The following is a 19,361-nucleotide window of genomic DNA, read 5'->3' as shown; positions in this document are numbered from 1 at the left end:
TTGGCGGGGAGAGCGCGAGAGGGGCGGCGCCCCTCTCGACTACAGGTGCCGCATCCCAAGCTGCCGCAGCAGGGGCAGCAATTGGTCCCGCGCCCGCGCCCGGTGCGCCCTGGCCAACCCCTCCGCCGCCGCCACCTCTCCCGTCCGGATCGCCGCCACGATGCCCTTGTGCTCCTCCACCGAGAGCACCGGCTTCGGGCGCAGCCGCAGGGTCAGCAGCCGCGCCCGGTGCGACTGGTCCATGACCGTCTCGAATATCCGGGCCAGGCGCCGATTGCCGCTGCCTTCCACCAGGCGCTGGTGGAAGCGCTCATCCGCCTCGGCCCAGGCCACCAGATCCTCCCGCGCCAGGGCCGAGGCCATCTCGGCATTCGCTGCCTCCAGCGTCGCCGCGGCGGCCTCCCGATCCTCCCGGGCGGCGATGAGTCCGGCGGAGGCGCTCTCGAGCGCGATGACGACCTCGTAGATCTCCCGCATATCCTCGGGCGAGAGGGCACAGACCACCACGCCGCGGCGGGGCAGGACGCGGACCAGCCCTTCCTCCTGCAGCCGGATGATGGCCTCGTGCACCGGGGTGCGGCTCATGCCGAGCTGGGCCGCGATCTCCTGCTCCGAGCCCTGGTAGCCGGGGGCGAAGACATTGGTGCGGATGGCGTGCTTCAGCGCGGCATAGGCGCTCTCGACCAGGGAGGGGGTGGGGCTGCGCTCGGTCGGGGCAGGGAGGGGGCCGATCATGCCCGGGCAGAATCTGCGGGCGCCGTCTTCCATGCAAGATGAAATTCCAAGCCTTGACGCTGTGGCGCGGCTTCGGTTCAGTGCGATGGCAACTTGCATGGAAGCTGGTGCGCCAGAGCGGCCAGGGGATAGGAGAACGCGATGCGCAGCTATCGGATCGCCGCCATGGGCGGCGACGGCATCGGGCCGGAAGTGGTCGCGGCGGGGGTCGAGGCCCTCAAGGTCTGCGCCGAGCGCGATGGCGGCTTCACCCTGGAATTCACCGATTTCGACTGGGGTTCCGACTACTACCGCAAGCATGGCGTCTTCATGCCGGCGGACGGCGTGGCGCAGCTCCGCGCCTATGACGCCATCCTGTTCGGCTCGGTCGGTGCGCCGGACATCCCGGACCATCTGAGCCTCTGGGGGTTGCGGCTCGCCATCTGCCAGCCGCTCGACCAGTACGCGAATGTGCGCCCGACGCGTATCCTGTCCGGCATCACCAGCCCTTTGCGCAACGTCTCCGGCCCGGAGCTGGACTGGGTGATCGTGCGGGAGAACTCGGAAGGGGAGTATTCCGGCGTCGGCGGCCGCGCCCATCGGGGCCTGTCGATCGAGGTGGCGACCGACGTCTCCATCATGACCCGCGCCGGCGTCGAGCGCATCATGCGCTATGCCTTCCGCCTGGCGCAGTCGCGGCCGCGGAAGCTGCTGACCGTGGTGACGAAAAGCAACGCCCAGCGCCACGCCATGGTGATGTGGGACGAGGTGGCGGTGGAGGTCGCCGGGGAATTCCCCGATGTTACCTGGGACAAGATGCTGGTGGACGCCATGACCATGCGCATGGTGCTGCGGCCGCAGAGCCTGGACACCATCGTCGCCAGCAACCTGCACGCCGACATCCTTTCGGATCTCGCCGCGGCGCTCGCCGGCTCCCTCGGCATCGCCCCCACCGCCAATATCAACCCGGAGCGCGACGCCCCCTCGATGTTCGAGCCGATCCACGGCTCGGCCTTCGACATCGCCGGGAAGGGCATTGCCAACCCCATCGCCACCTTCTGGACCGCGGTGATGATGCTGGAGCATCTGGGCGAGGCGCCGGCCGCCGCGCGGCTGATGAAGGCGGTGGAGCGGGTGACGGCCGACCCCGCCCTGCACACGCCGGATCTGGGCGGCAGGGCGACGACGCGGCAGGTGACGGGGGCGGTCTGCGCGGCGCTGCGCCAGGCGAATGACTGAGCGCGGCGGGCGCTGAACCCGGCACCGGGGCGCAGGGTTTGGCGCCGCCGCGGCTCTTGCCCGTCGGCGCCAGCCGGCCGCGTGTGCCAGGCCGGCCGTCGCAAGCCCCGTTCCCAACCGCGAGCATTCCTGCTTCGATTGGGCAAACGGGAGAAGACGTCCATGCCCCTGATGCGCCGCACGGCGCTCGGGCTGCTCGCCGCATTGCCGACGGCAGCCCATGCCCAGCCCCGCCCCTGGCCCAACCGGTCCCTGCGCTGCATCGTGCCCAGCGCCGCCGGCGGCTATGAGGTCTATGCCCGGATCCTGGCCCCGCGGCTTTCGGAGCTGCTCGGCCAGCCGGTGGTGGTGGACAACAAGCCCGGCGCCAATGGCACCATCGGCATGCAGGAGCTGCAGCGCAGCCCGCCCGATGGCTACACATTCATGTTCGCCCATGTCGGCGCCATCTCCATCGGCACCAGCATCTATCCGAACATGCCGCTGGACCCGGTGGAGGATCTGGCCTCCATCGCGGTTGCCGTAACCTCGCCGCTGGTCTGGTCGGCCAATCCCGCCGCCCCCTTCCGCACCCTGCCGGAGATGGTGGCGCGGGTGCAGGAGGAGCCGGGGGCCTGGCGCTACGGACTGCCCGCCTCCGGCAGCATCCCGCATCTGGTGGCGGAGGATTTCAAGCGGCGCCACCGGCTGGACCTGCCGGCGGTGCCCTATCGCAGCACGCCGCAATCGCTGATGGCGGTGATTGCCGGCGAGGTGCCGGTGACGGTGGACAGCCTGGGCGCCAGCCATGGCCATCTGGTCTCCGGGCGGCTGCGGCCGCTTGCCATCACCTCCCGCACCCGGTCGGACCGGCTGCCGGAGGTGCCGACGGCGATGGAGACCGGGCTCGATACGCGCGAATGGGTGGCCTGGTACGCCTTCATGGCACCGAAAGCCACGCCGCCCGAGGCGATCGCGCGGCTGAACGCGGCGATCAACCAAGCGGTGCAGGAGGCGCCGATCGCGACCCGGATCCGCGACCTGGGCGCCTCGCCCCGCGTCTCGACGCCGGAGGAGATGCTGGCCTTCATCCGTGCGGAAAAGGCGGAATACGGCGCCATCGCCCGCGCCGGCGGCATCCGGGTGGAATAGCGGCGCCGCTGGGAGGTCGTCCCATGACCCTGGCAGGTGCGGCGGCGCCATCCGATGCGGGCCTCGCCGTGGCACCGGTCGCCCATGCGCGGCCGTGGCGGGCTCGGGAGCGCGTGGAATGGCGGCGCGGTCCCTGCCGCCGCAACGCTAACTCTGCCGATGGGCCGCCAAAAAGAAAGCCCGCCAACCCCTTGGGGCGGCGGGCCAAGTCAACAGGGAGGCTTCACGTCTGGGAGACGAAGGAGTTCGGGAAAGACCCCGAAACCCTGTTCCGATGTCATCCATCGGAATGAAGCTACCCTACGCCTCGTTTCGCCATGCAGCTTTGGTGAAAGCTGCCATCACCTATGCGGCGTGTGCATATCACCCAGAGGCGGTCAGTTCCGCGACCAGAAAGTCGCGGAAGACGGACACCCGCTTGGAATGCCGCATCTCCTCCGGATAGACGAAATAGGCATCCAGCCGCGGGGTCTTGAGGTCCGGCAGCACCTGCAGCAGGTCGTCCAGCTCGGCGCCCATGTAGTCGGGCAGGGCCGCCAGGCCGAGGCCGCTCTGCACCGCCCGCAACATGCCCGTCAGGCTGTTCACCTCCACCGCGGCGCGGCGCGGCGCGCCAGGGCGGCGGCCGGCCTCGCTCAGCCAATTCACCTCGTCGATCGGCGGCCGGTGGTCGCCCCAGACGATCAGCCGGTGGGCGTCCAGATCCTCTGCCCGCTGCGGAATGCCCACGGCCTTCAGGTAGCTCGGCGCGCCGCAGACCCGCCAGCCGAAGCTGGTCAGGTGCCGCTGAATCAGATCCGGCTGCCGCGGCGGGTGCATGCGGATGGCCACGTCCGCCTCCCGCATCGCCAGATCCAGGTCGCTGTCATCCAGCAGCAGCGTCACGCTGACATCCGGGTAGAGGGTGAGAAAGCGCGAGAGCCGCGGCGCCAGCCAGGTGCTGCCGAAGCCGGTGGTGCAGGTCACCTTCAGCCGGCCCGCCGGCCGTTCCCGGCTCTCGGTCAGCAGGGCTTCGGTCATCGCCAGCTTGGCGAAGACCTCCCGCACCGTGCGGTTCAGCGTCTCCCCCGGCTCGGTCAGGATCAGCCCCCGCGCATGGCGGTGGAAGAGCGGCACCTGCAGCGCCTCCTCCAGCGCCTGGATCTGCCGGGAGACGGCGGATTGGCTGAGGTTCAGCGTCTCCCCCGCATGGGTGAAGGAGCCGGCTTCCGCGACCGCGTGGAAGACGCGCAGCTTGTCCCAGTCGAGCGGCATGGGCGCCTCAGGTCCAGGCTTCGACGGCCGGCGCTTCGGCCGGCAGGTGGGCGAGCCACTTCTCCGCTTCCAGCGCCGCCATGCAGCCGGTGCCGGCGGCGGTGACGGCCTGGCGGTAGATGCGGTCCTGCACATCGCCCGCGGCGAAGACGCCGGGGATGCTCGTGCGGGTGCTGCCCGGCTCGGTCAGGATATAGCCATCCGCATCCATGCCGATCTGGCCGCGGAAGAGCGCGGTCGCCGGGTCATGGCCGATGGCGACGAAGGCGCCGTCGAAGGGCAGGTCCTCGATGGCGCCGCTCCGCACATCCCGGGTGCGGAGGGCGCGGAGGGCGCGGAATTTGCCCTCGGTCGCCAACATCTCCTCCACCACCCGGTTCCACAGGACGCGGACATTCGGCCTGGCGAAGAGGCGCTCCTGCAGGATGCGCTCCGCCCGGAAGGCGTCCCGGCGATGGATGACCGTAACATTGGCGGCGAGGTTGGACAGGTAGAGCGCCTCCTCCACCGCGCTGTTGCCGCCGCCGATGACCGCCACCGACTTGCCGCGGAAGAAGAAGCCGTCGCAGGTGGCGCAGGCGGAGACGCCGAAGCCCGACAGCGCCGCCTCCCCCGGCACGCCGAGCCAGCGCGCCTGCGCGCCGGTGGCGATGACGAGCGACTCGGCCAGGTAGGTGTCGCCCGAATCGCCCGTCGCCCGGATCGGTCGGGCCGAGAGGTCGATCCCGGTGATGACGTCCTGGATGATGCCGGCGCCGACATGCGCGGCCTGGGCGCGGAACTGCTCCATCAGCCAGGGGCCCTGGATCGGCTCGGCGAAGCCCGGATAATTCTCGACATCGGTGGTGATGGTGAGCTGGCCGCCCGGCTGCAGGCCCGCCACCACCAGCGGTTTGAGCCCTGCGCGGGCAGCATAGATCGCCGCCGTGTAGCCGGCCGGGCCGGCGCCGAGGATGAGCAGGCGGGTGCGGTGGGTCTCTGGCACGCGAAGGGTTCCCGGCAAATCGGTTCAGCCATGCATATTCGTCGGGGATGGCTCCGCCACAAGCACCCGGCTTGCAGCTTCGGGGTCGAGCAATGATATTGCGCGCCAAGCCCAGCGCCGGCAACGAAACCCGAGAGCATGCAGACGGACCCGGACTTTTCCCTCGATGAGGTGGACCGCCAGATCCTGGCCGAGCTCCAGCAGGATGGCCGGATGACGAATGTGGAGCTGGCCCGCCGAGTCGGCCTCTCCGCCCCGCCCTGCCTCCGCCGGGTGCGGCGGCTGGAGGAGGAAGGGATCATCCGCGGCTACCATGCGGAGCTGGACCCGGTGGCGCTGGGCTATGAGATCACCTTCTTCGCCCTGGTCGGGCTGGAGAGCCAGAAGGAGGCGGTGCTTTCCGCCTTCGAGGGAATGGTGAGGGAATGGCCGGAGGTGCGGGAGTGCCACATGATCCGCGGCGGCGGGGATTTCCTGCTGCGGCTGGTGGCGCGGGACACGGCGCATGAGAATGCGCTGACCTCCCGCCTGACCGCGGCGCCGGAGGTGGCGCGGGTGCAGACCCTGCAGACCATCCGCACGGCGAAGGACGCGGCGGGGGTGCCGGTCTAGGCCCAGGCCGCGGCGGCGCCGCCTGCCCCGCACCGCTTCCCTGGACGAAGCCCAGGCGCGGGGCGCGTGAACGAAGCCCGGCGCCCCCCGTTCTCAGCTCCGGGTCGCCACGCGCGGCCAGGGCAGGGAGCAGGCGCATGGCCGAATCGGAACAGATCCGCGAACATATGGAGGTGGTCGGCTCGGATGGCGGCCATGTCGGCACGGTGGACCGGATGGAACTCGGCCATATCCGCCTCACCCGCCGGGACGACCCGGATGGCAGCGGGGCGCATCACCACCATATCCCGCTCAGCGCGATCGACCGGGTGGAGGCGGGGCAGGTGCGGTTGACCATGCCGGCGCAGCAGGCCCGGGCCATGGCCGTGGGCGGGCTGCGGCCGCAGGATGTCCAGGACGGGGTGCCAAGCGACGACGAGCCGGGGGAGAATGCGGGCGGCGCCCAGAGCTCCGCCATGGAGGATCAGGCCGGTACCGGCACGATCCATGGCGGCGGCACCACCGGGCCCGGCAGCCTGCCCGGCTGGGGCACCGGCCAGCGCACGGCCGGCCCGGGCTTCCCGGACGACCCGAACATGGACCGGCATGGCGGCAGCGACCCGACGCGCTGAGGCCCGGCGGGCCGGCCGAGGGGGCTACCCGCCCAGCTATCCCGGCCAGGAGGCCCGCCTCCGGGCCGGTGAGCCGCGGCCTGGTCAGCCGCGCCGCACCACGTAATTCCCCGCCTCCAGGGCCGCGATGATGGCTTGGCCTTGGGCGGCGTCGCGCACTTCCACCATCAGGTGCAGCTCGGTGCTCTGCACCGTCGGCGCGCCGAAGAGCTGCTGGTGCTGGACCTCGATGACATTGCCACCCAGCGCCGAGATGCGGGCGGAGATATCCGCCAGCATGCCGGGGCGGTCCGGAATGTCGAAATGCAGCCGCAGGATGCGGCCATCCCGCAGCAATTGCCGCAGCAGTACGTTGGAGAGCGCGCGGGCATCGATATTGCCGCCGGTCACCGGCAGGCCGACGGCGCGGCCGGCGAAGCGTTCCGGATAAGTCAGCACCGCGGCCAGGGCGGCAGCGCCGGCGCCTTCCGCCACCACCTTGGCACCCTCGGCCAGCAGGGCGATGGCTTCCTCCACCGCGCGCTCCGGCACCACCAGCACCTCGACCCCCTGGCGCTTCAGCCAGGCGAAGGGCAGCTCGCCCACATCGCGCACGGCGATGCCCTCGGCGACGGTCGGCCCGCCGACCGCCACCGGCTGGCCGCCCAGGCGCTGCGCCATGGCGCCATAGGCCTCCACCTCCACCCCGAACACCGTCATGCCCGGGTGCAGCTCCAGCGCCGCGGCGGCGCAGCCGGTCAGCAGCCCGCCGCCGCCCACCGGCACGGCCAGCACGGAGATCTCCGGCGCATCCTCCAGCATCTCCAGCGCCAGCGTGCCCTGGCCGGCGATGACGCCGGGATCGTCATAGGGATGGATGAAGGTCAGCCCCTCGCGCAGCGCCAGGTCATGCGCATGGGCGGCGGCTTCGGCCAGGCTCTCGCCATGCAGCACCACATGGGCGCCCCAGCCCTCGGTGCGCACCACCTTGGTCGCCGGGGTGAATCTCGGCATGACGATGGTGGCGCGGATCCCGGCCAGCGCGGCATGCCGCGCCACCGCCTGGGCATGGTTGCCGGCGGACATGGCAATGACGCCCGCCGCCCGCTCCCGCGCCGAGAGCAGGGCGATGCGGTTGGCGGCGCCGCGCTCCTTGAAGGCGCCGGTGGCCTGGAGATTGTCGAGCTTCAGCCAGACCTTGGCGCCGGTCGCGCGGCTCACCGCATCCGAGTAGAGAGTAGGCGTGCGGATGACGCTGCCCTGGATGCGCGCCGCCGCGGCCCGGATTTCCTCCAGGCCGAGCGGCACGAGCGCGGGGATCGGCGCCGCGGTGGCGCCCGTCAGGTTCCGCAGGGGCATGGTCGCCTCAGCGGAAGGCGACGTTGGTGATCTCGTAGGCGCGGGCGCCGCCGGGGGCGGGCACTTCCACGCTGTCGCCGACCTTCTTGCCGATCAGCGCCTTGGCCAGGGGCGAGGAGATGGAGATGGAGTTCACCTTCATGTCGGCCTCATGCTGGCCGACGATGCGGTAGGTCTTCTCCTCCTCCGTCTCCTCATCGACGACGGTGACGCGGGCGCCGAACTTCACTTGGTCGCCGGACAGCTTGGAGACGTCGATGACCTCCGCGGCCGGGATGATGGTTTCAAGCTCGGCGATCCGGCCCTCGATGAAGGACTGCTTCTCCCGCGCCGCATGGTACTCGGCGTTTTCCGAAAGATCGCCATGGGCCCGCGCCTCGGCGATCGCGCGGATGACCGCCGGCCGCTCCTCGGACTTCAGGACCTTCAGCTCCTCCTCCAGCTTCGCCAGACCTTCCGCGGTCATGGGGAATTTCTGCACGGCAAGCCCTTCCTTCGCACAAACCCTGCCTGACTATCGCAGAGGCCCGGCTGAGCCGGCCAAGCGAATTTCTGCGGCAAGGGGGAACTCCGGCGCCGGATACCTGGGTCCTCCCCGCCGGCTGCCCATGCCAGGGCATGACCAAGCGGGGCCGCGGACCTGCCGCACCCGTCGCGCTCAGAAAGAGTGACTAAAGTAGGACTGAAGGGGGGCTACATCAAGGGTTCCGGCCTTCAGCGCGGCAATGGCATGCACCGCCGCCCGCGCTCCCGCTGCCGTCGTGTAGTGCGGCACCCCATGGGTCAGGGCGGAGCGGCGGATGTCGAAGCTGTCCGCCACGCTCTGCCCACCGCCGGTGGTGTTGATGACGAGCTGGATCTCGCCCGACTTGATCGCATCGACGCAATGCGGCCGGCCTTCCAGCACCTTGTTCACCACTTGGCAGGCGAGGCCGGCGTCCCGGATCCGCGCCGCGGTGCCGCGCGTAGCCATGACGGCGAAGCCCATATCGGTCAGACGCCTGGCCAGCACCACCGCCGCCGCCTTGTCCCCGTCCTTCACCGAGATGAAGGCGGTGCCGGCGACCGGCAGCTTCACCCCGGCGCCGAGCTGGGATTTGGCAAAGGCGCGCTCGAAGCTGGCATCCAGCCCCATCACCTCGCCGGTGGATTTCATTTCCGGGCCGAGGATGACATCGACATTGGGGAAGCGGTTGAAGGGGAAGACCGCTTCCTTCACCGCGACATGGCGGTTGATCGCCTCGTCATCCAGCGCGAATTCCCGGAGCGACGTGCCGGCCATGACCCGCGCGCCGATCTTCGCCACCGGCACGCCGGTGGCCTTGGCGACGAAGGGCACGGTGCGGGAGGCGCGGGGATTGACCTCCAGCACGTAGATCTCCCCGTCCTTCACCGCGTACTGGACGTTCATCAGCCCCTGCACCTTCAGCGCCTTGGCCATCGCCTCCGTCTCGGCCTTCAGCTCGGTGACGATGGCGGGCGGCAGGGAATAGGGAGGCAGGGAGCAGGCGCTGTCGCCGGAGTGGATGCCGGCTTCCTCGATATGCTCCATGACGCCGGCGACATAGACCTCGCCCGCGCTGTCCGCGATGCAGTCCACATCCACCTCGATCGCGTCCTGCAGGTACTGGTCGATGAGGATCGGGTTCTCGCCCGAGACCTTCACCGCCTCCTGCCCGAAACGCAGGAGCTGCTCGCGGTTATAGGCGATCTCCATGGCGCGGCCGCCAAGGACGTAGGAGGGGCGGACGACGACCGGGTAGCCGATGCGCTCGGCCTCGGTCACCGCTTCTTCCAGCGTGCGCGCCGTGCCGTTCTGCGGCTGCTTCAGGCCGAGGCCCTTCAGCAGGTGCTGGAAGCGCTCGCGGTCCTCGGCGATGTCGATCGCCTCCGCGCTGGTGCCGAGGATCGGGATGCCCGCCTTGTGCAGCGCCTGGGAGAGCTTGAGCGGCGTCTGCCCGCCATACTGCACGATGCAGCCGAGCAGCTCGCCGCTCTCCTGCTCCTTGCGGATGAGGGAGATAACGTCCTCCGCCGTCAGCGGCTCGAAATACAGGCGGTCGGAGGTGTCGTAGTCGGTGCTGACCGTCTCCGGGTTGCAGTTCACCATGATGGTCTCGAAGCCCGCCTCGCGCAGCGCGTAGCAGGCATGGACGCAGCAATAGTCGAACTCAATGCCCTGGCCGATGCGGTTCGGCCCGCCGCCGAGGATCACCACCTTCCGCTTGTCGGTCGGCCGGCTCTCGCAGACCGGCGTGCCGTAGCCGCCCTCATAGGTGGAATACATATAGGGCGTTTCGGAAGTGAACTCGGCCGCGCAGGTGTCGATGCGCTTGTAGACCGGGGTGACGCCGAGGGCGTGCCGCGCCTGCGCCACCGCCGCCTCCGTCTGGCCGGTGAGTTGCGCGAGGCGCTTGTCGGAGAAGCCGAGCGCCTTCACCCGGCGCAGCGCGGTCGCGCTCTTCGGCAGGCCATGGGCGCGGATCTCGGCCTCCGCCCGCACGATCTTCTCCACCTCGCGCAGGAACCAGGAGTCGAATTTGCTCGCCTCGGCGATCTCCTCGAGCGGCATGCCGGCACGCATCGCCTGCGCCGCCATCAGGATGCGGTCCGGCCGCGGCGTCGCCAGCGCGGCGTGATAGGCGCCGAAGCTGCCATCGCCGGGCGCGGCCACCTCGTCGAGGCCGGAGAAGCCGGTCTCCAGGCTGCGCAGCCCCTTCTGCAGCGCCTCGGCGAAGCTGCGGCCGATCGCCATCGCCTCGCCGACCGACTTCATGCTGGTGGTCAGCGTCGCCGGCGTGCCGGGGAATTTCTCGAAGGTGAAGCGCGGGATCTTCACCACCACATAGTCGATGGTCGGCTCGAAGGAGGCCGGGGTGACGCGGGTGATGTCGTTCGCCAGCTCGTCCAGCGTGTAGCCCACGGCGAGCTTCGCCGCGACCTTGGCGATGGGGAAGCCGGTGGCCTTGGAGGCCAGCGCCGAGCTGCGCGAGACGCGCGGGTTCATCTCGATGATGACCATGCGGCCATCCGCCGGGTTGATGCCGAACTGGACGTTGGAGCCGCCGGTATCGACGCCGATCTCCCGCAGGCATGCGATGCTGGCATCGCGCATGCGCTGATATTCGCGGTCCGTCAGCGTCAGCGCCGGGGCGATGGTCACGCTGTCCCCGGTATGCACGCCCATGGCGTCCAGATTCTCGATGGAGCAGATGATGATGCAATTGTCCGCGCTGTCGCGGACCACCTCCATCTCATACTCCTTCCAGCCGAGGACGCTCTCCTCCACCAGCACCTCGCTGGTCATGGAGGCGTCGAGGCCGGCGGCGACGATCTGCTCGAATTCCTCGCGGTTGTAGGCGATGCCGCCGCCGGTGCCGCCCAGGGTGAAGGAAGGGCGGATGACGCAGGGCAGCTTCACCTCCTCCAGCGCCGCGCGGGCTTCCTCCATGGTGTGGGCGATGGCGCTGCGCGGGCTCTCGATGCCGATCTTCGCCATGGCATCGCGGAATTTCTGCCGGTCCTCGGCCTTGTCGATCACCTCGGCCTTGGCGCCGATCAACTCGCAGCCATACTTCGCCAGCACCCCGGCTTCCGCCAGCTTCAGCGCGGTGTTCAGCGCGGTCTGGCCGCCCATGGTGGGCAGCAGCGCATCCGGACGCTCCTTGGCGATGATCTTCTCGACCATCTCCACGGTGATGGGCTCGATATAGGTGGCATCCGCCAGCCCGGGATCGGTCATGATCGTCGCCGGGTTGGAGTTCACCAGGATGACGCGGTAGCCCTCCGCCCGCAGCGCCTTGCAGGCCTGGGCGCCGGAATAGTCGAACTCGCAGGCTTGGCCGATGACGATCGGGCCGGCGCCGATGATGAGGATGGAGGAGATGTCGGTGCGCTTCGGCATGGCGGGTCCGGTTCAGGCAAGGGGTTCGCGCCGTGCCGCCAGCAGCAGGGGCGGCAGCAGCAGCAGGTGGCAGAGCAGGATGAGGGCGAGGGCGGCGAAGGGCTCGCCCGGCGCGGCGTACCAGGCGCTGAGGCCGTTCACCACGAGGCCGATGCCGAAGGCCCGCCAGGCCGCCTGGCGCGGCGGCATCATGCGGCGGAACAGCATGGCCAGCAGGGCGAGCGAGAGGCCGGTCCAGGACAGCGCCAGCAGGGCGAGCAGGGCGAGGGTCATGTTGCGCCGCGCTGCGTCGCCAGCTTCACCGCCAGCAGGCCGAGCGCGGCGCCCAGCACCCAGCGCTGCGCCGCCATCCACATCGGGCGGGTGCCGAGGAAGCGGGCGGTGGCCGCCGCGCCCCAGACCAGCACCGCATCGAACAAGGTGCAGACCGCGATCTGCACCGCGCCGAGCACGGCGCCCTGCAGGAAGACATGGCCCTGCGCCGGGTCGATGAAGGGCGGCAGCACCGCCATGTAGAACAGCGCGACCTTCGGGTTCAGCGCCGCGGTGGCGGCGCCGACGCCGAACAGCCGCCAGCCCGGGTCCCTCGGCATGGGCCGCGGGGCGAAGAGGGGCTGGCCGCCCGGCCGCAGGCTCTGCCAGGCCAGCCAGGCGAGATAGGCGGCGCCGCCGAGGCGCAGCACGTCCCAGGCATAGGGTATGGCCAGCAGCGCCGCGGTGATGCCGGCGGCGGCCGTCAGCATGATGGCGAGCGACCCGGCCTGGCAGCCGAGCAGCGAGACCATCCCCGCCGCCGTGCCCTGCGCGAGGGAGCGCGAGACGAGGTAGAGCATGTTCGGCCCGGGTGTGAGCGCCAGGCCGAGCGACAGCGCCGCGAAAACGAGGAGGGTGTGGAGCGAGGGCAAGGCTAGCCGTTCACCGAGAACCCGCCATCCACCGGGATCGCGACGCCGGTGATGAAGGCGCTGGCATCCGAGCCGAGGAAGGCTGCCACGCCCTCGAAATCCGCCGGAGTGCCCCAGCGCAGGCTGGGCGTGCGGGAGAGGACGTTGTCGTTCAGCTTCGGCATGTCGGCCCGCGCCTTGCGCGTCAGGTCGGTGTCGATCCAGCCGGGCAGGATGCAGTTCACCGTGATGCCATCCGGCGCCCAGGCGACAGCGAGGCTCTTGGTGAGCTGCACCACCCCGCCCTTGCTGGCGCCGTAGGCGGCGTGCAGCGGCAGGCCGAAGATGGAGAGCATGGAGCCGTTGTTGATGACACGGCCATGGCCGCCCGCCTTCAGATGCGGATGCGCCGCCTTGCTGGCCAGCATGGTGCTGGTCAGGTTGGTGGCGATCACCTGGTGCCAATCGGCCAGCTCGTAGACCTCCGGCCGGTTGCGGATGTTGATGCCGGCATTGTTCACCAGGATGTCGAGCCGGCCGAAGCGCGCGACCGTCGCCGCGACCATGGCGTTGATGCTGGCCTCGTCGGTCACGTCCACCACCACGGCCTCGGCCGTGGCGCCCAGGGCCCGCAGCTCCGCCACCGCCGCCTCGTTCTTCGCGGCGTTGCGCCCCGCCACCATCACCGCGGCGCCGGCGCGGGCCAGGCCGCGGGCGAAGCCGAGGCCGATGCCGCCATTGCCGCCGGTGACGAGGCCGACCCGGCCCTTCAGCTCGAACATCCGTTATCCTCCCGTCTTGTGCTTCTCGATCAGCGCCACGAAGCGGTGGAACAGGTAGTGGCTGTCCGTCGGCCCCGGGCTGGCTTCCGGATGATACTGCACGGAGAAGGCCGGCAGGTCGGTTGCCATCAGCCCTTCATTCGAGCCGTCGAAGAGCGAGATATGGGTCACCTTGACGTTGCCCGGCAGGCTCTTCTCGTCCACCGCGAAGCCATGGTTCTGGCTGGTGATCTCCACCTTGCCGGTGGTCAGGTCCTTCACCGGCTGGTTGGCGCCGCGGTGCCCGCGCTCCAGCTTGTAGGTCTTCCCGCCGAGGGCGAGGCCGAGGAGCTGGTGGCCGAGGCAGATGCCGAAGACCGGCACCTTCTTCTCCAGCACCGCGCGGATGGCGGGCACGGCGTATTCGCCGGTCGCCGCCGGGTCGCCGGGGCCGTTGGAGAGGAAGACGCCATCGGGCTTGTGTCGCAGGATCTCCTCCGCCGTCGCGGTCGCCGGCACCACGGTTACGTCGAGGCCGGCCGAGGCCAAGCAGCGCAGGATGTTGCGCTTGGCGCCGTAATCCACGGCGACGACCTTGTGTTTCGGCGCCGCCTGGCGACCGAAGCCCTCCGGCCAGGCCCAGACCGTCTCGTCCCAGTGATAGGCCTGGCGGCAGGAGACCTCCTTGGCGAGGTCCATGCCCTGCAGCCCCGGCCAGGCGGCGGCGGCGGCGCGCAGGGCGGCGAGGTCGAACTGGCCGTCGGCCGGGTAGGCGATGAGGCCGTTGGGCGGCCCGCCATCCCGGATGCGGGCGGTCAGCGCCCGCGTGTCCACCCCGGCGATGCCCGGCACGCCATGGGATTTCAGCCAATCCTCCAGGTGCCGCGTCGCCCGGTAATTGGCCGGCTCCGTCACCTCCTGCTTCACCACCAGCCCGCGGGCGGCGGGCGTCACCGCCTCGATATCCTCGGGGTTGGCGCCGACATTGCCGATATGCGGGAAGGTGAAGGTGATGATCTGCCCGGCATAGGAGGGGTCGGTCAGCGTCTCCTGATAGCCGGTCATGCCGGTATTGAAGCAGATCTCGGCGGGCATGGGGCCGCCGGAGGGGCTATGGGCGCCAAAGCCGCGGCCCCAGAAGACGCTGCCATCCCCCAGGACCAGGCAGGCTGTCGCGCCCTCGGGGGGGAGGTCATCTTTCATCGGAGTCTCCGCGCGGGGTTCGGGGGCGCCGGGCAGGTCGCCCAGGGCAAGGCCGGTGGCGGCCAGGATGGCCGGCCAGTGCCGGGCCGGAATGGCCTTGGTCTGGCGCCATTTGCGCACCGCTTCGGTGCCGATGCCGCAATGCCGCGCCGCGGCTTCCGGGCCGCCGAGCTGGGCGATGATGTCTTCGACGGTGCGCATGGCGCCATTATGTGGGAAGACATTTCCCATCTCAAGGCTGACGGAGTGGCTGGGAACTATTTTCCCGCCCGGGCCATGTCCCGCCTGCCTTGCCTCCCAGGCGCCGCATGCTACCTCCCGCCGGTGATTTGGATGCGTGATCCGGATGCCCCGGCCCGGTTGGCCGCCATCCGTCGCGCTCAGAGGAGACCGCCATGGCCGAGGATCTGCGCAGCCGTTTCACGGCAGCCCTGAAGGAAGCGATGCTGGCCAAGGATACCGCCCGCACCTCCACCCTTCGCATGATCACGGCGAAGTTGAAGGATGTGGACATCGCCGCCCGCCCTTCCGGCGTGGACAAGGTCCCGGATGAGCAGATCCTTGCCATGCTGCGCGGCATGGCGAAGTCCCGCCGCGAGAGCGTCGAGCTCTACCGCCAGGGCAACCGACCGGAGCTGGCGGAGAAGGAGGAGGCGGAGATCGCCGTCATCGAGAGCTTCCTGCCGCAGCAGATGGACGAGGCGGCGATGCGCGCGGCGGTGGCCGCGGCGGTGGCGGAGACCGGCGCCACCAGCGTGAAGGAGATGGGCAAGGTGATGGCGGCGCTGAAGGCGAAGCACGCCGCGGCGCTGGACATGGCCAAGGCCGGGCCGCTGGTGAAGGCGGCGCTGGGCAGCTGACAGAACGCCCTGGCCCCTTGAGCCGGCAGTTTCGCCCGCCGGCTCCCAGATTCATGGTCTCCAAAGGCCCTTCGGCCTTCGGTAGGGGGAGCCCGAGGGGGACAAAGTCCCCCTCGGAATCACGCCCGCCGGCGCTATGCTGACCCCACGCCATGGCTCTCCCCCCTGCCTTTCTTGAAGAGCTTCGTGCCCGCACCCCGCTGGCCCAGCTCATCGGCCGCAAGACGCGGCTGGCCCGGAATGGCCGGCAATGGAAGGGTTGCTGCCCCTTCCACAACGAGAAGACGCCCTCCTTCTATGTCTATGACGACCATTTCCACTGCTTCGGCTGTGGCGCGCATGGCGATGCCATCACCTTCCTCATGCGCGGGGAGGGGGCGAGCTTCCCGGAAGCGGTGGAGCGCCTGGCCCGCGAGGCCGGGCTGGAGGTGCCGAAGCCGACGCCCGAGGCGGCAGCGCGGGAGCGCCGGACGCGGGACCTCCATGCCGTGCTGGCCGCCGCCGAGGCCGCCTATCGCCGCCGTCTCCGCCAACCCGAGGGCCGCGCCGCCCTGGACTATCTGCGCCGCCGCGGCCTGACCGAGGAGACGATCGAGCGCTTCGGCCTCGGCTGGTCCGGGGAGGGGCGGGGGGCGCTGGCGGCCGAGCTGCGGGCGGAGGGCATCGAGCCCGCCCAGCTCGTCGAGGCCGGGCTGATGAAGCCGCGCGACCCGGACCGGCCGGAGGCCGGGCTTTCGGACATGTTCTTCGGCCGGGTGATGTTCCCGATCCGCGACCGCCGCGGCCGCACCATCTCCTTCGGCGGCCGCATCCTGGGCGACGGCCAGCCGAAATACGTCAATGGTCCGGAGACCGCGCTGTTCCAGAAGCGCCGCAGCCTTTACGGCCTGGACCAGGCGCGGGAAGGGGTGTTCCGCGGCGCCGTGCTGCTGGTGGTCGAGGGCTATATGGACGTGATCGCGCTGCACCAGGCGGGCTTCACCGGGGCCGTCGCGCCGCTCGGCACGGCGCTGACCGCCGAGCAGCTCGAGGCGCTGTGGCAGATCTCGCCCGAGCCGGTGCTGAGCTTCGACGGCGATGCCGCCGGCGCCCGGGCCGCGGCGCGGGCGGCGGAGCTGGCGTTGCCCCTGCTGGCACCGGAGCGCAGCCTGAAGCTGGCGATGCTGGCCGGCGGCGAGGACCCGGACACGCTGATCCTGAAGGGCGGCAGCCGCGCCTTCGCGGCGGTGCTGGAGGCGGCGCGGCCGCTCTCCGTCGCGCTCTACGACCTGCTGGCCGAGGGCAGGCGCCTGGAGACGCCGGAGCAGCGGGCTGCGCTGCGGCACCGGCTGGAAGCCGCGGCGCGCGCCATCCCGGACAAGGCGCTGGCCGCCGAGTATCGCCGCGCCCTGCTGGACCGGCTCTTCGCCGGCAGCCGCCGCGGCGGTCCCGCCCGCCCCGGCGCGGCGCCGCCGCGCCGGTCGCCGGTCGACCCCGAGGCCATCCGGCTGGAGCGCGCGCGCAACCTGCTGGCCATCCTGCTGCGCCACCCCGCCCTGCTGCCGGAGGTGGAGGAGCCCTTCGCCGCGCTGGACCTGCCGGAGGGCGATTGCACGGCTTTGCGGGCCGGCATGCTGCGCTTCCTGGCGGAGGCGCCCCTGCTTGACTCCGCCGCGTTAATGGACCAACTCGATCAATATGGGCTTGGTGCGGCCATGGCCTGGGCGTTGCGGCCCCAGGGACTCTCGGCCGCCTCCCTGCAGGAGGCACAACCGGCGGAGGCGCTGGACGGGTGGTGGCACTTCTTCGGTTTGCTGCGGGGCGAGGCGGAATTGGTCGCGGATCGTGATGCGGCCCAGCTTTTGCTCGCGGAAACCAACGATGCCACCGCGCAGGCGCGGCTGATCCGGTTGACCGAGGCGCTGGCCGCGCTCCGCGGCGGCGACCCCGAGCAGGGGCTGAGGGTGTAGTGCCCGGCCGTTGCCCCCCAGGGGCGGCGCGGGCACCGACATAGGGTAGGGGAGTCGCGCCAGCCCCGGTGGGGCCATGGCGCCGGAACGGAGCGTACGGCATGGCGAGCAAGGTCGCGAACGGCACGGATACGGTCGAAAGCCGCGACGAGGCGGTCGATGGTGTGCTGCTCGACACCATGACGGCCTCGGTGAAGAAGCTGATCGCCCGGGGCAAGGAGCGCGGCTACGTCACCTATGACGAGGTGAATGCGGCACTGCCGCAGGACCAGGTCTCCTCGGAGCTCATCGAGGACACGCTCGCGAACCTCTCCGAGATCGGCATCACCGTCGTCGAGGGCGAGGAGGCCGATGAGGGCGAGGTCGCCGCCAAGCCCGCCGCCGAGGACAAGGAGGAGAAGGAGGACGAGGAGGGCGGCGGCAATGTGGACGAGGAGAATCTCGGCCGCACCGACGACCCCGTCCGGATGTATCTGCGGGAGATGGGCAGCGTCGAGCTGCTCTCCCGCGAGGGCGAGATCGCCATCGCCAAGCGGATCGAGGCGGGGCGGGACATGATGATCGGCGGGCTCTGCGAGAGCCCGCAGACCTTCAAGGCGATCATCGCCTGGCATGATGCGGTGAAGGAAGGCCGCATGCTGCTGCGCGACGTGATCGATCTGGAGGCGACCAATGCCGGGGACAACCCGGATGCCGCCGCACCGGACCCGAACGAGGAGTTCGAGGAGGGCGAGGAAGGCGAGGGCATGGGCCTCTCCCTCTCGGCGCTCGAGGAGAAGCTGAAGCCGGAGGCACTGGCCGCCTTCGAGGCGATCGAGGCCGCCTATGCCAAGCTGCAGAAGCTGCAGCAGAAGCGCATGGAGGCCTATACGGCGGGCGAGGACTTCGCCGGCCGGTCGGAGAAGACCTACGAGAAGGCGCGGACCGAGCTGGTGGCCCTGGTGGAGAAAGTGCATCTCCACAACAACCGGATCGAGGAACTGGTCGAGCAGCTCAAGCAGATCAACCGCAAGCTGACGGCGCTGGAAGGCCAGGTGCTGCGCATGGCGGAAGCCGCCAAGGTGAAGCGGGAGGATTTCCTGCAGCACTGGCGCGGCAATGAGCTGGACCCCGCCTGGTTCGACCGCCTGTCCAAGCTGACGCACAAATCCTGGAAGGCCTTTATCGCCCGCTCGCGCGAGGATGTGGAGGCGGTGCGGGCGCAGATGGCCACCATCGCCACCGAGACCAGCCTGCCGATCGGCGAGTTCCGCCGGGTCTATGCCACCGTCTCCCGCGGGGAGCGGGACATGACCCAGGCGAAGCGGGAGATGATCGAGGCGAACCTCCGCCTCGTCATCTCCATCGCCAAGAAATACACCAATCGCGGCCTGCAATTCCTCGACCTGATCCAGGAGGGGAATATCGGGCTGATGAAGGCGGTGGATAAGTTCGAGTACCGCCGCGGCTACAAATTCAGCACCTACGCCACTTGGTGGATCCGCCAGGCGATCACCCGCTCCATCGCGGACCAGGCGCGGACCATCCGCATCCCGGTCCATATGATCGAGACGATCAACAAGCTGGTCCGCACCTCCCGCCAGATGCTGCACGAGATCGGCCGCGAGCCGACGCCGGAGGAGCTGGCGGAAAAGCTCGGCATGCCGCTCGAGAAGGTGCTGAAGATCGCCAAGGAACCGATCTCCCTCGAGACGCCGATCGGCGACGAGGAGGACAGCCATCTCGGCGACTTCATCGAGGACAAGGCCGCCATCATCCCGCTGGACGCCGCCATCCAGTCCAACCTGCGGGAGGCGACGACGCGGGTGCTCTCCTCCCTCACGCCGCGCGAGGAGCGGGTGCTGCGCATGCGCTTCGGCAGCGGCATGAACACCGACCACACGCTGGAGGAGGTCGGGCAGCAGTTCAACGTGACA

General features: G+C 70.1%; 17 protein-coding genes. 7 read left to right on the top strand and 10 right to left on the bottom strand.

Annotation, left to right across the window (positions count from 1 at the left end):
* Positions 1 to 39: 39 nt before the first annotated feature.
* Positions 40 to 735, bottom strand: coding sequence for a GntR family transcriptional regulator (locus NJ376_RS09470; protein WP_252953002.1), 696 nt, complete (start codon positions 733 to 735; stop codon positions 40 to 42).
* Positions 736 to 876: 141 nt separating this feature from the next.
* Here NJ376_RS09470 and NJ376_RS09465 point away from each other — a divergent pair, with 141 nt between their 5' ends.
* A complete protein-coding gene (locus NJ376_RS09465; protein ID WP_252953001.1) occupies positions 877 to 1,953 on the top strand; it encodes a tartrate dehydrogenase in 1,077 nt (358 codons plus the stop codon).
* Positions 1,954 to 2,115: 162 nt separating this feature from the next.
* Positions 2,116 to 3,084: a Bug family tripartite tricarboxylate transporter substrate binding protein gene (locus tag NJ376_RS09460; protein ID WP_252953000.1), complete on the top strand. Its 969-nt coding sequence runs from the start codon at positions 2,116 to 2,118 to the stop codon at positions 3,082 to 3,084.
* Between the two features lie 363 nt (positions 3,085 to 3,447).
* On the opposite strand, the gene NJ376_RS09455 is transcribed toward NJ376_RS09460, so the two are convergent.
* Both NJ376_RS09455 and trxB read right to left on the bottom strand, forming a co-directional pair.
* Positions 3,448 to 4,338 carry a LysR family transcriptional regulator gene (locus NJ376_RS09455; RefSeq protein ID WP_252952999.1) on the bottom strand — a complete coding sequence of 297 codons (891 nt, stop codon included), beginning with the start codon at positions 4,336 to 4,338 and terminating at the stop codon, positions 3,448 to 3,450.
* Between the two features lie 7 nt (positions 4,339 to 4,345).
* Positions 4,346 to 5,323: a thioredoxin-disulfide reductase gene (gene trxB / locus NJ376_RS09450; RefSeq protein ID WP_252952998.1), complete on the bottom strand. Its 978-nt coding sequence runs from the start codon at positions 5,321 to 5,323 to the stop codon at positions 4,346 to 4,348.
* A gap of 138 nt (positions 5,324 to 5,461) precedes the next feature.
* On the opposite strand from trxB, the gene NJ376_RS09445 reads away from it, so the two are divergent.
* A complete protein-coding gene (locus NJ376_RS09445) occupies positions 5,462 to 5,935 on the top strand; it encodes an Lrp/AsnC family transcriptional regulator (RefSeq protein WP_252952997.1) in 474 nt (157 codons plus the stop codon).
* Positions 5,936 to 6,072: 137 nt separating this feature from the next.
* Positions 6,073 to 6,546 carry a DUF2171 domain-containing protein gene (locus NJ376_RS09440; RefSeq protein ID WP_252952996.1) on the top strand — a complete coding sequence of 158 codons (474 nt, stop codon included), beginning with the start codon at positions 6,073 to 6,075 and terminating at the stop codon, positions 6,544 to 6,546.
* An 84-nt stretch (positions 6,547 to 6,630) separates the two neighbouring features.
* Here the strand turns inward: NJ376_RS09440 and NJ376_RS09435 are convergent, their stop codons facing one another.
* The 7 genes from NJ376_RS09435 to carA form a co-directional block, all read right to left on the bottom strand.
* Complete coding sequence (locus NJ376_RS09435; RefSeq protein ID WP_252952995.1) at positions 6,631 to 7,884, bottom strand: threonine ammonia-lyase; 1,254 nt, start codon at positions 7,882 to 7,884, stop codon at positions 6,631 to 6,633.
* Between the two features lie 7 nt (positions 7,885 to 7,891).
* Positions 7,892 to 8,365 (bottom strand): transcription elongation factor GreA, encoded by a 474-nt coding sequence (gene greA, locus NJ376_RS09430; RefSeq protein ID WP_252952994.1) that lies wholly within the window; start codon positions 8,363 to 8,365, stop codon positions 7,892 to 7,894.
* 177 nt (positions 8,366 to 8,542) lie between these two features.
* A complete protein-coding gene (carB, locus tag NJ376_RS09425; protein ID WP_252952993.1) occupies positions 8,543 to 11,788 on the bottom strand; it encodes a carbamoyl-phosphate synthase large subunit in 3,246 nt (1,081 codons plus the stop codon).
* Positions 11,789 to 11,800: 12 nt separating this feature from the next.
* On the bottom strand, positions 11,801 to 12,061 hold the full coding sequence (locus tag NJ376_RS09420) for a hypothetical protein (RefSeq protein WP_252952992.1): 261 nt from the start codon (positions 12,059 to 12,061) through the stop codon (positions 11,801 to 11,803).
* Positions 12,058 to 12,693, bottom strand: a complete 636-nt coding sequence (locus NJ376_RS09415; protein WP_252952991.1) for a LysE family translocator — start codon at positions 12,691 to 12,693, stop codon at positions 12,058 to 12,060. Before NJ376_RS09415 ends, NJ376_RS09420 begins: the two co-directional genes overlap by 4 nt.
* 2 nt (positions 12,694 to 12,695) lie before the next feature.
* The gene (locus tag NJ376_RS09410) at positions 12,696 to 13,454 is read right to left on the bottom strand and encodes an SDR family NAD(P)-dependent oxidoreductase (protein ID WP_252952990.1); all 759 of its coding nucleotides are present in this window, start codon (positions 13,452 to 13,454) and stop codon (positions 12,696 to 12,698) included.
* Positions 13,455 to 13,457: 3 nt separating this feature from the next.
* A complete protein-coding gene (gene carA, locus NJ376_RS09405; protein ID WP_252952989.1) occupies positions 13,458 to 14,837 on the bottom strand; it encodes a glutamine-hydrolyzing carbamoyl-phosphate synthase small subunit in 1,380 nt (459 codons plus the stop codon).
* A 194-nt stretch (positions 14,838 to 15,031) separates the two neighbouring features.
* Here carA and NJ376_RS09400 point away from each other — a divergent pair, with 194 nt between their 5' ends.
* The 3 genes from NJ376_RS09400 to rpoD all read left to right on the top strand — a co-directional run.
* The gene (locus NJ376_RS09400; protein ID WP_252952988.1) at positions 15,032 to 15,496 is read left to right on the top strand and encodes a GatB/YqeY domain-containing protein; all 465 of its coding nucleotides are present in this window, start codon (positions 15,032 to 15,034) and stop codon (positions 15,494 to 15,496) included.
* Between the two features lie 152 nt (positions 15,497 to 15,648).
* The gene (dnaG, locus tag NJ376_RS09395) at positions 15,649 to 17,445 is read left to right on the top strand and encodes a DNA primase (protein ID WP_252952987.1); all 1,797 of its coding nucleotides are present in this window, start codon (positions 15,649 to 15,651) and stop codon (positions 17,443 to 17,445) included.
* A gap of 101 nt (positions 17,446 to 17,546) precedes the next feature.
* A partial coding sequence (rpoD, locus tag NJ376_RS09390; protein WP_252952986.1) for an RNA polymerase sigma factor RpoD occupies positions 17,547 to 19,361 on the top strand: 1,815 nt, incomplete at its 3' end.

It is taken from the genome of Siccirubricoccus soli (assembly GCF_024178315.1).
Classification (GTDB): domain Bacteria; phylum Pseudomonadota; class Alphaproteobacteria; order Acetobacterales; family Acetobacteraceae; genus Siccirubricoccus; species Siccirubricoccus soli.
Note: the sequence above shows the minus strand (reverse complement) of the source record. Positions and strands in the feature narration are given on the sequence as shown.

Bases quoted from the DNA above. Each gene is read 5' to 3' on its own strand.
- dnaG (WP_252952987.1), top strand. From the start codon at position 15,649: ATGGCTCTCCCCCCTGCCTTTCTTGAAGAGCTTCGTGCCCGCACCCCG.
- NJ376_RS09400 (WP_252952988.1), top strand. From the start codon at position 15,032: ATGGCCGAGGATCTGCGCAGCCGTTTCACGGCAGCCCTGAAGGAAGCG.
- NJ376_RS09455 (WP_252952999.1), bottom strand. From the start codon at position 4,338: ATGCCGCTCGACTGGGACAAGCTGCGCGTCTTCCACGCGGTCGCGGAA.
- NJ376_RS09470 (WP_252953002.1), bottom strand. From the start codon at position 735: ATGATCGGCCCCCTCCCTGCCCCGACCGAGCGCAGCCCCACCCCCTCC.
- carA (WP_252952989.1), bottom strand. From the start codon at position 14,837: ATGCGCACCGTCGAAGACATCATCGCCCAGCTCGGCGGCCCGGAAGCC.
- NJ376_RS09440 (WP_252952996.1), top strand. From the start codon at position 6,073: ATGGCCGAATCGGAACAGATCCGCGAACATATGGAGGTGGTCGGCTCG.
- NJ376_RS09460 (WP_252953000.1), top strand. From the start codon at position 2,116: ATGCCCCTGATGCGCCGCACGGCGCTCGGGCTGCTCGCCGCATTGCCG.
- NJ376_RS09465 (WP_252953001.1), top strand. From the start codon at position 877: ATGCGCAGCTATCGGATCGCCGCCATGGGCGGCGACGGCATCGGGCCG.
- NJ376_RS09420 (WP_252952992.1), bottom strand. From the start codon at position 12,061: ATGACCCTCGCCCTGCTCGCCCTGCTGGCGCTGTCCTGGACCGGCCTC.
- NJ376_RS09410 (WP_252952990.1), bottom strand. From the start codon at position 13,454: ATGTTCGAGCTGAAGGGCCGGGTCGGCCTCGTCACCGGCGGCAATGGC.
- carB (WP_252952993.1), bottom strand. From the start codon at position 11,788: ATGCCGAAGCGCACCGACATCTCCTCCATCCTCATCATCGGCGCCGGC.
- NJ376_RS09435 (WP_252952995.1), bottom strand. From the start codon at position 7,884: ATGCCCCTGCGGAACCTGACGGGCGCCACCGCGGCGCCGATCCCCGCG.
- NJ376_RS09445 (WP_252952997.1), top strand. From the start codon at position 5,462: ATGCAGACGGACCCGGACTTTTCCCTCGATGAGGTGGACCGCCAGATC.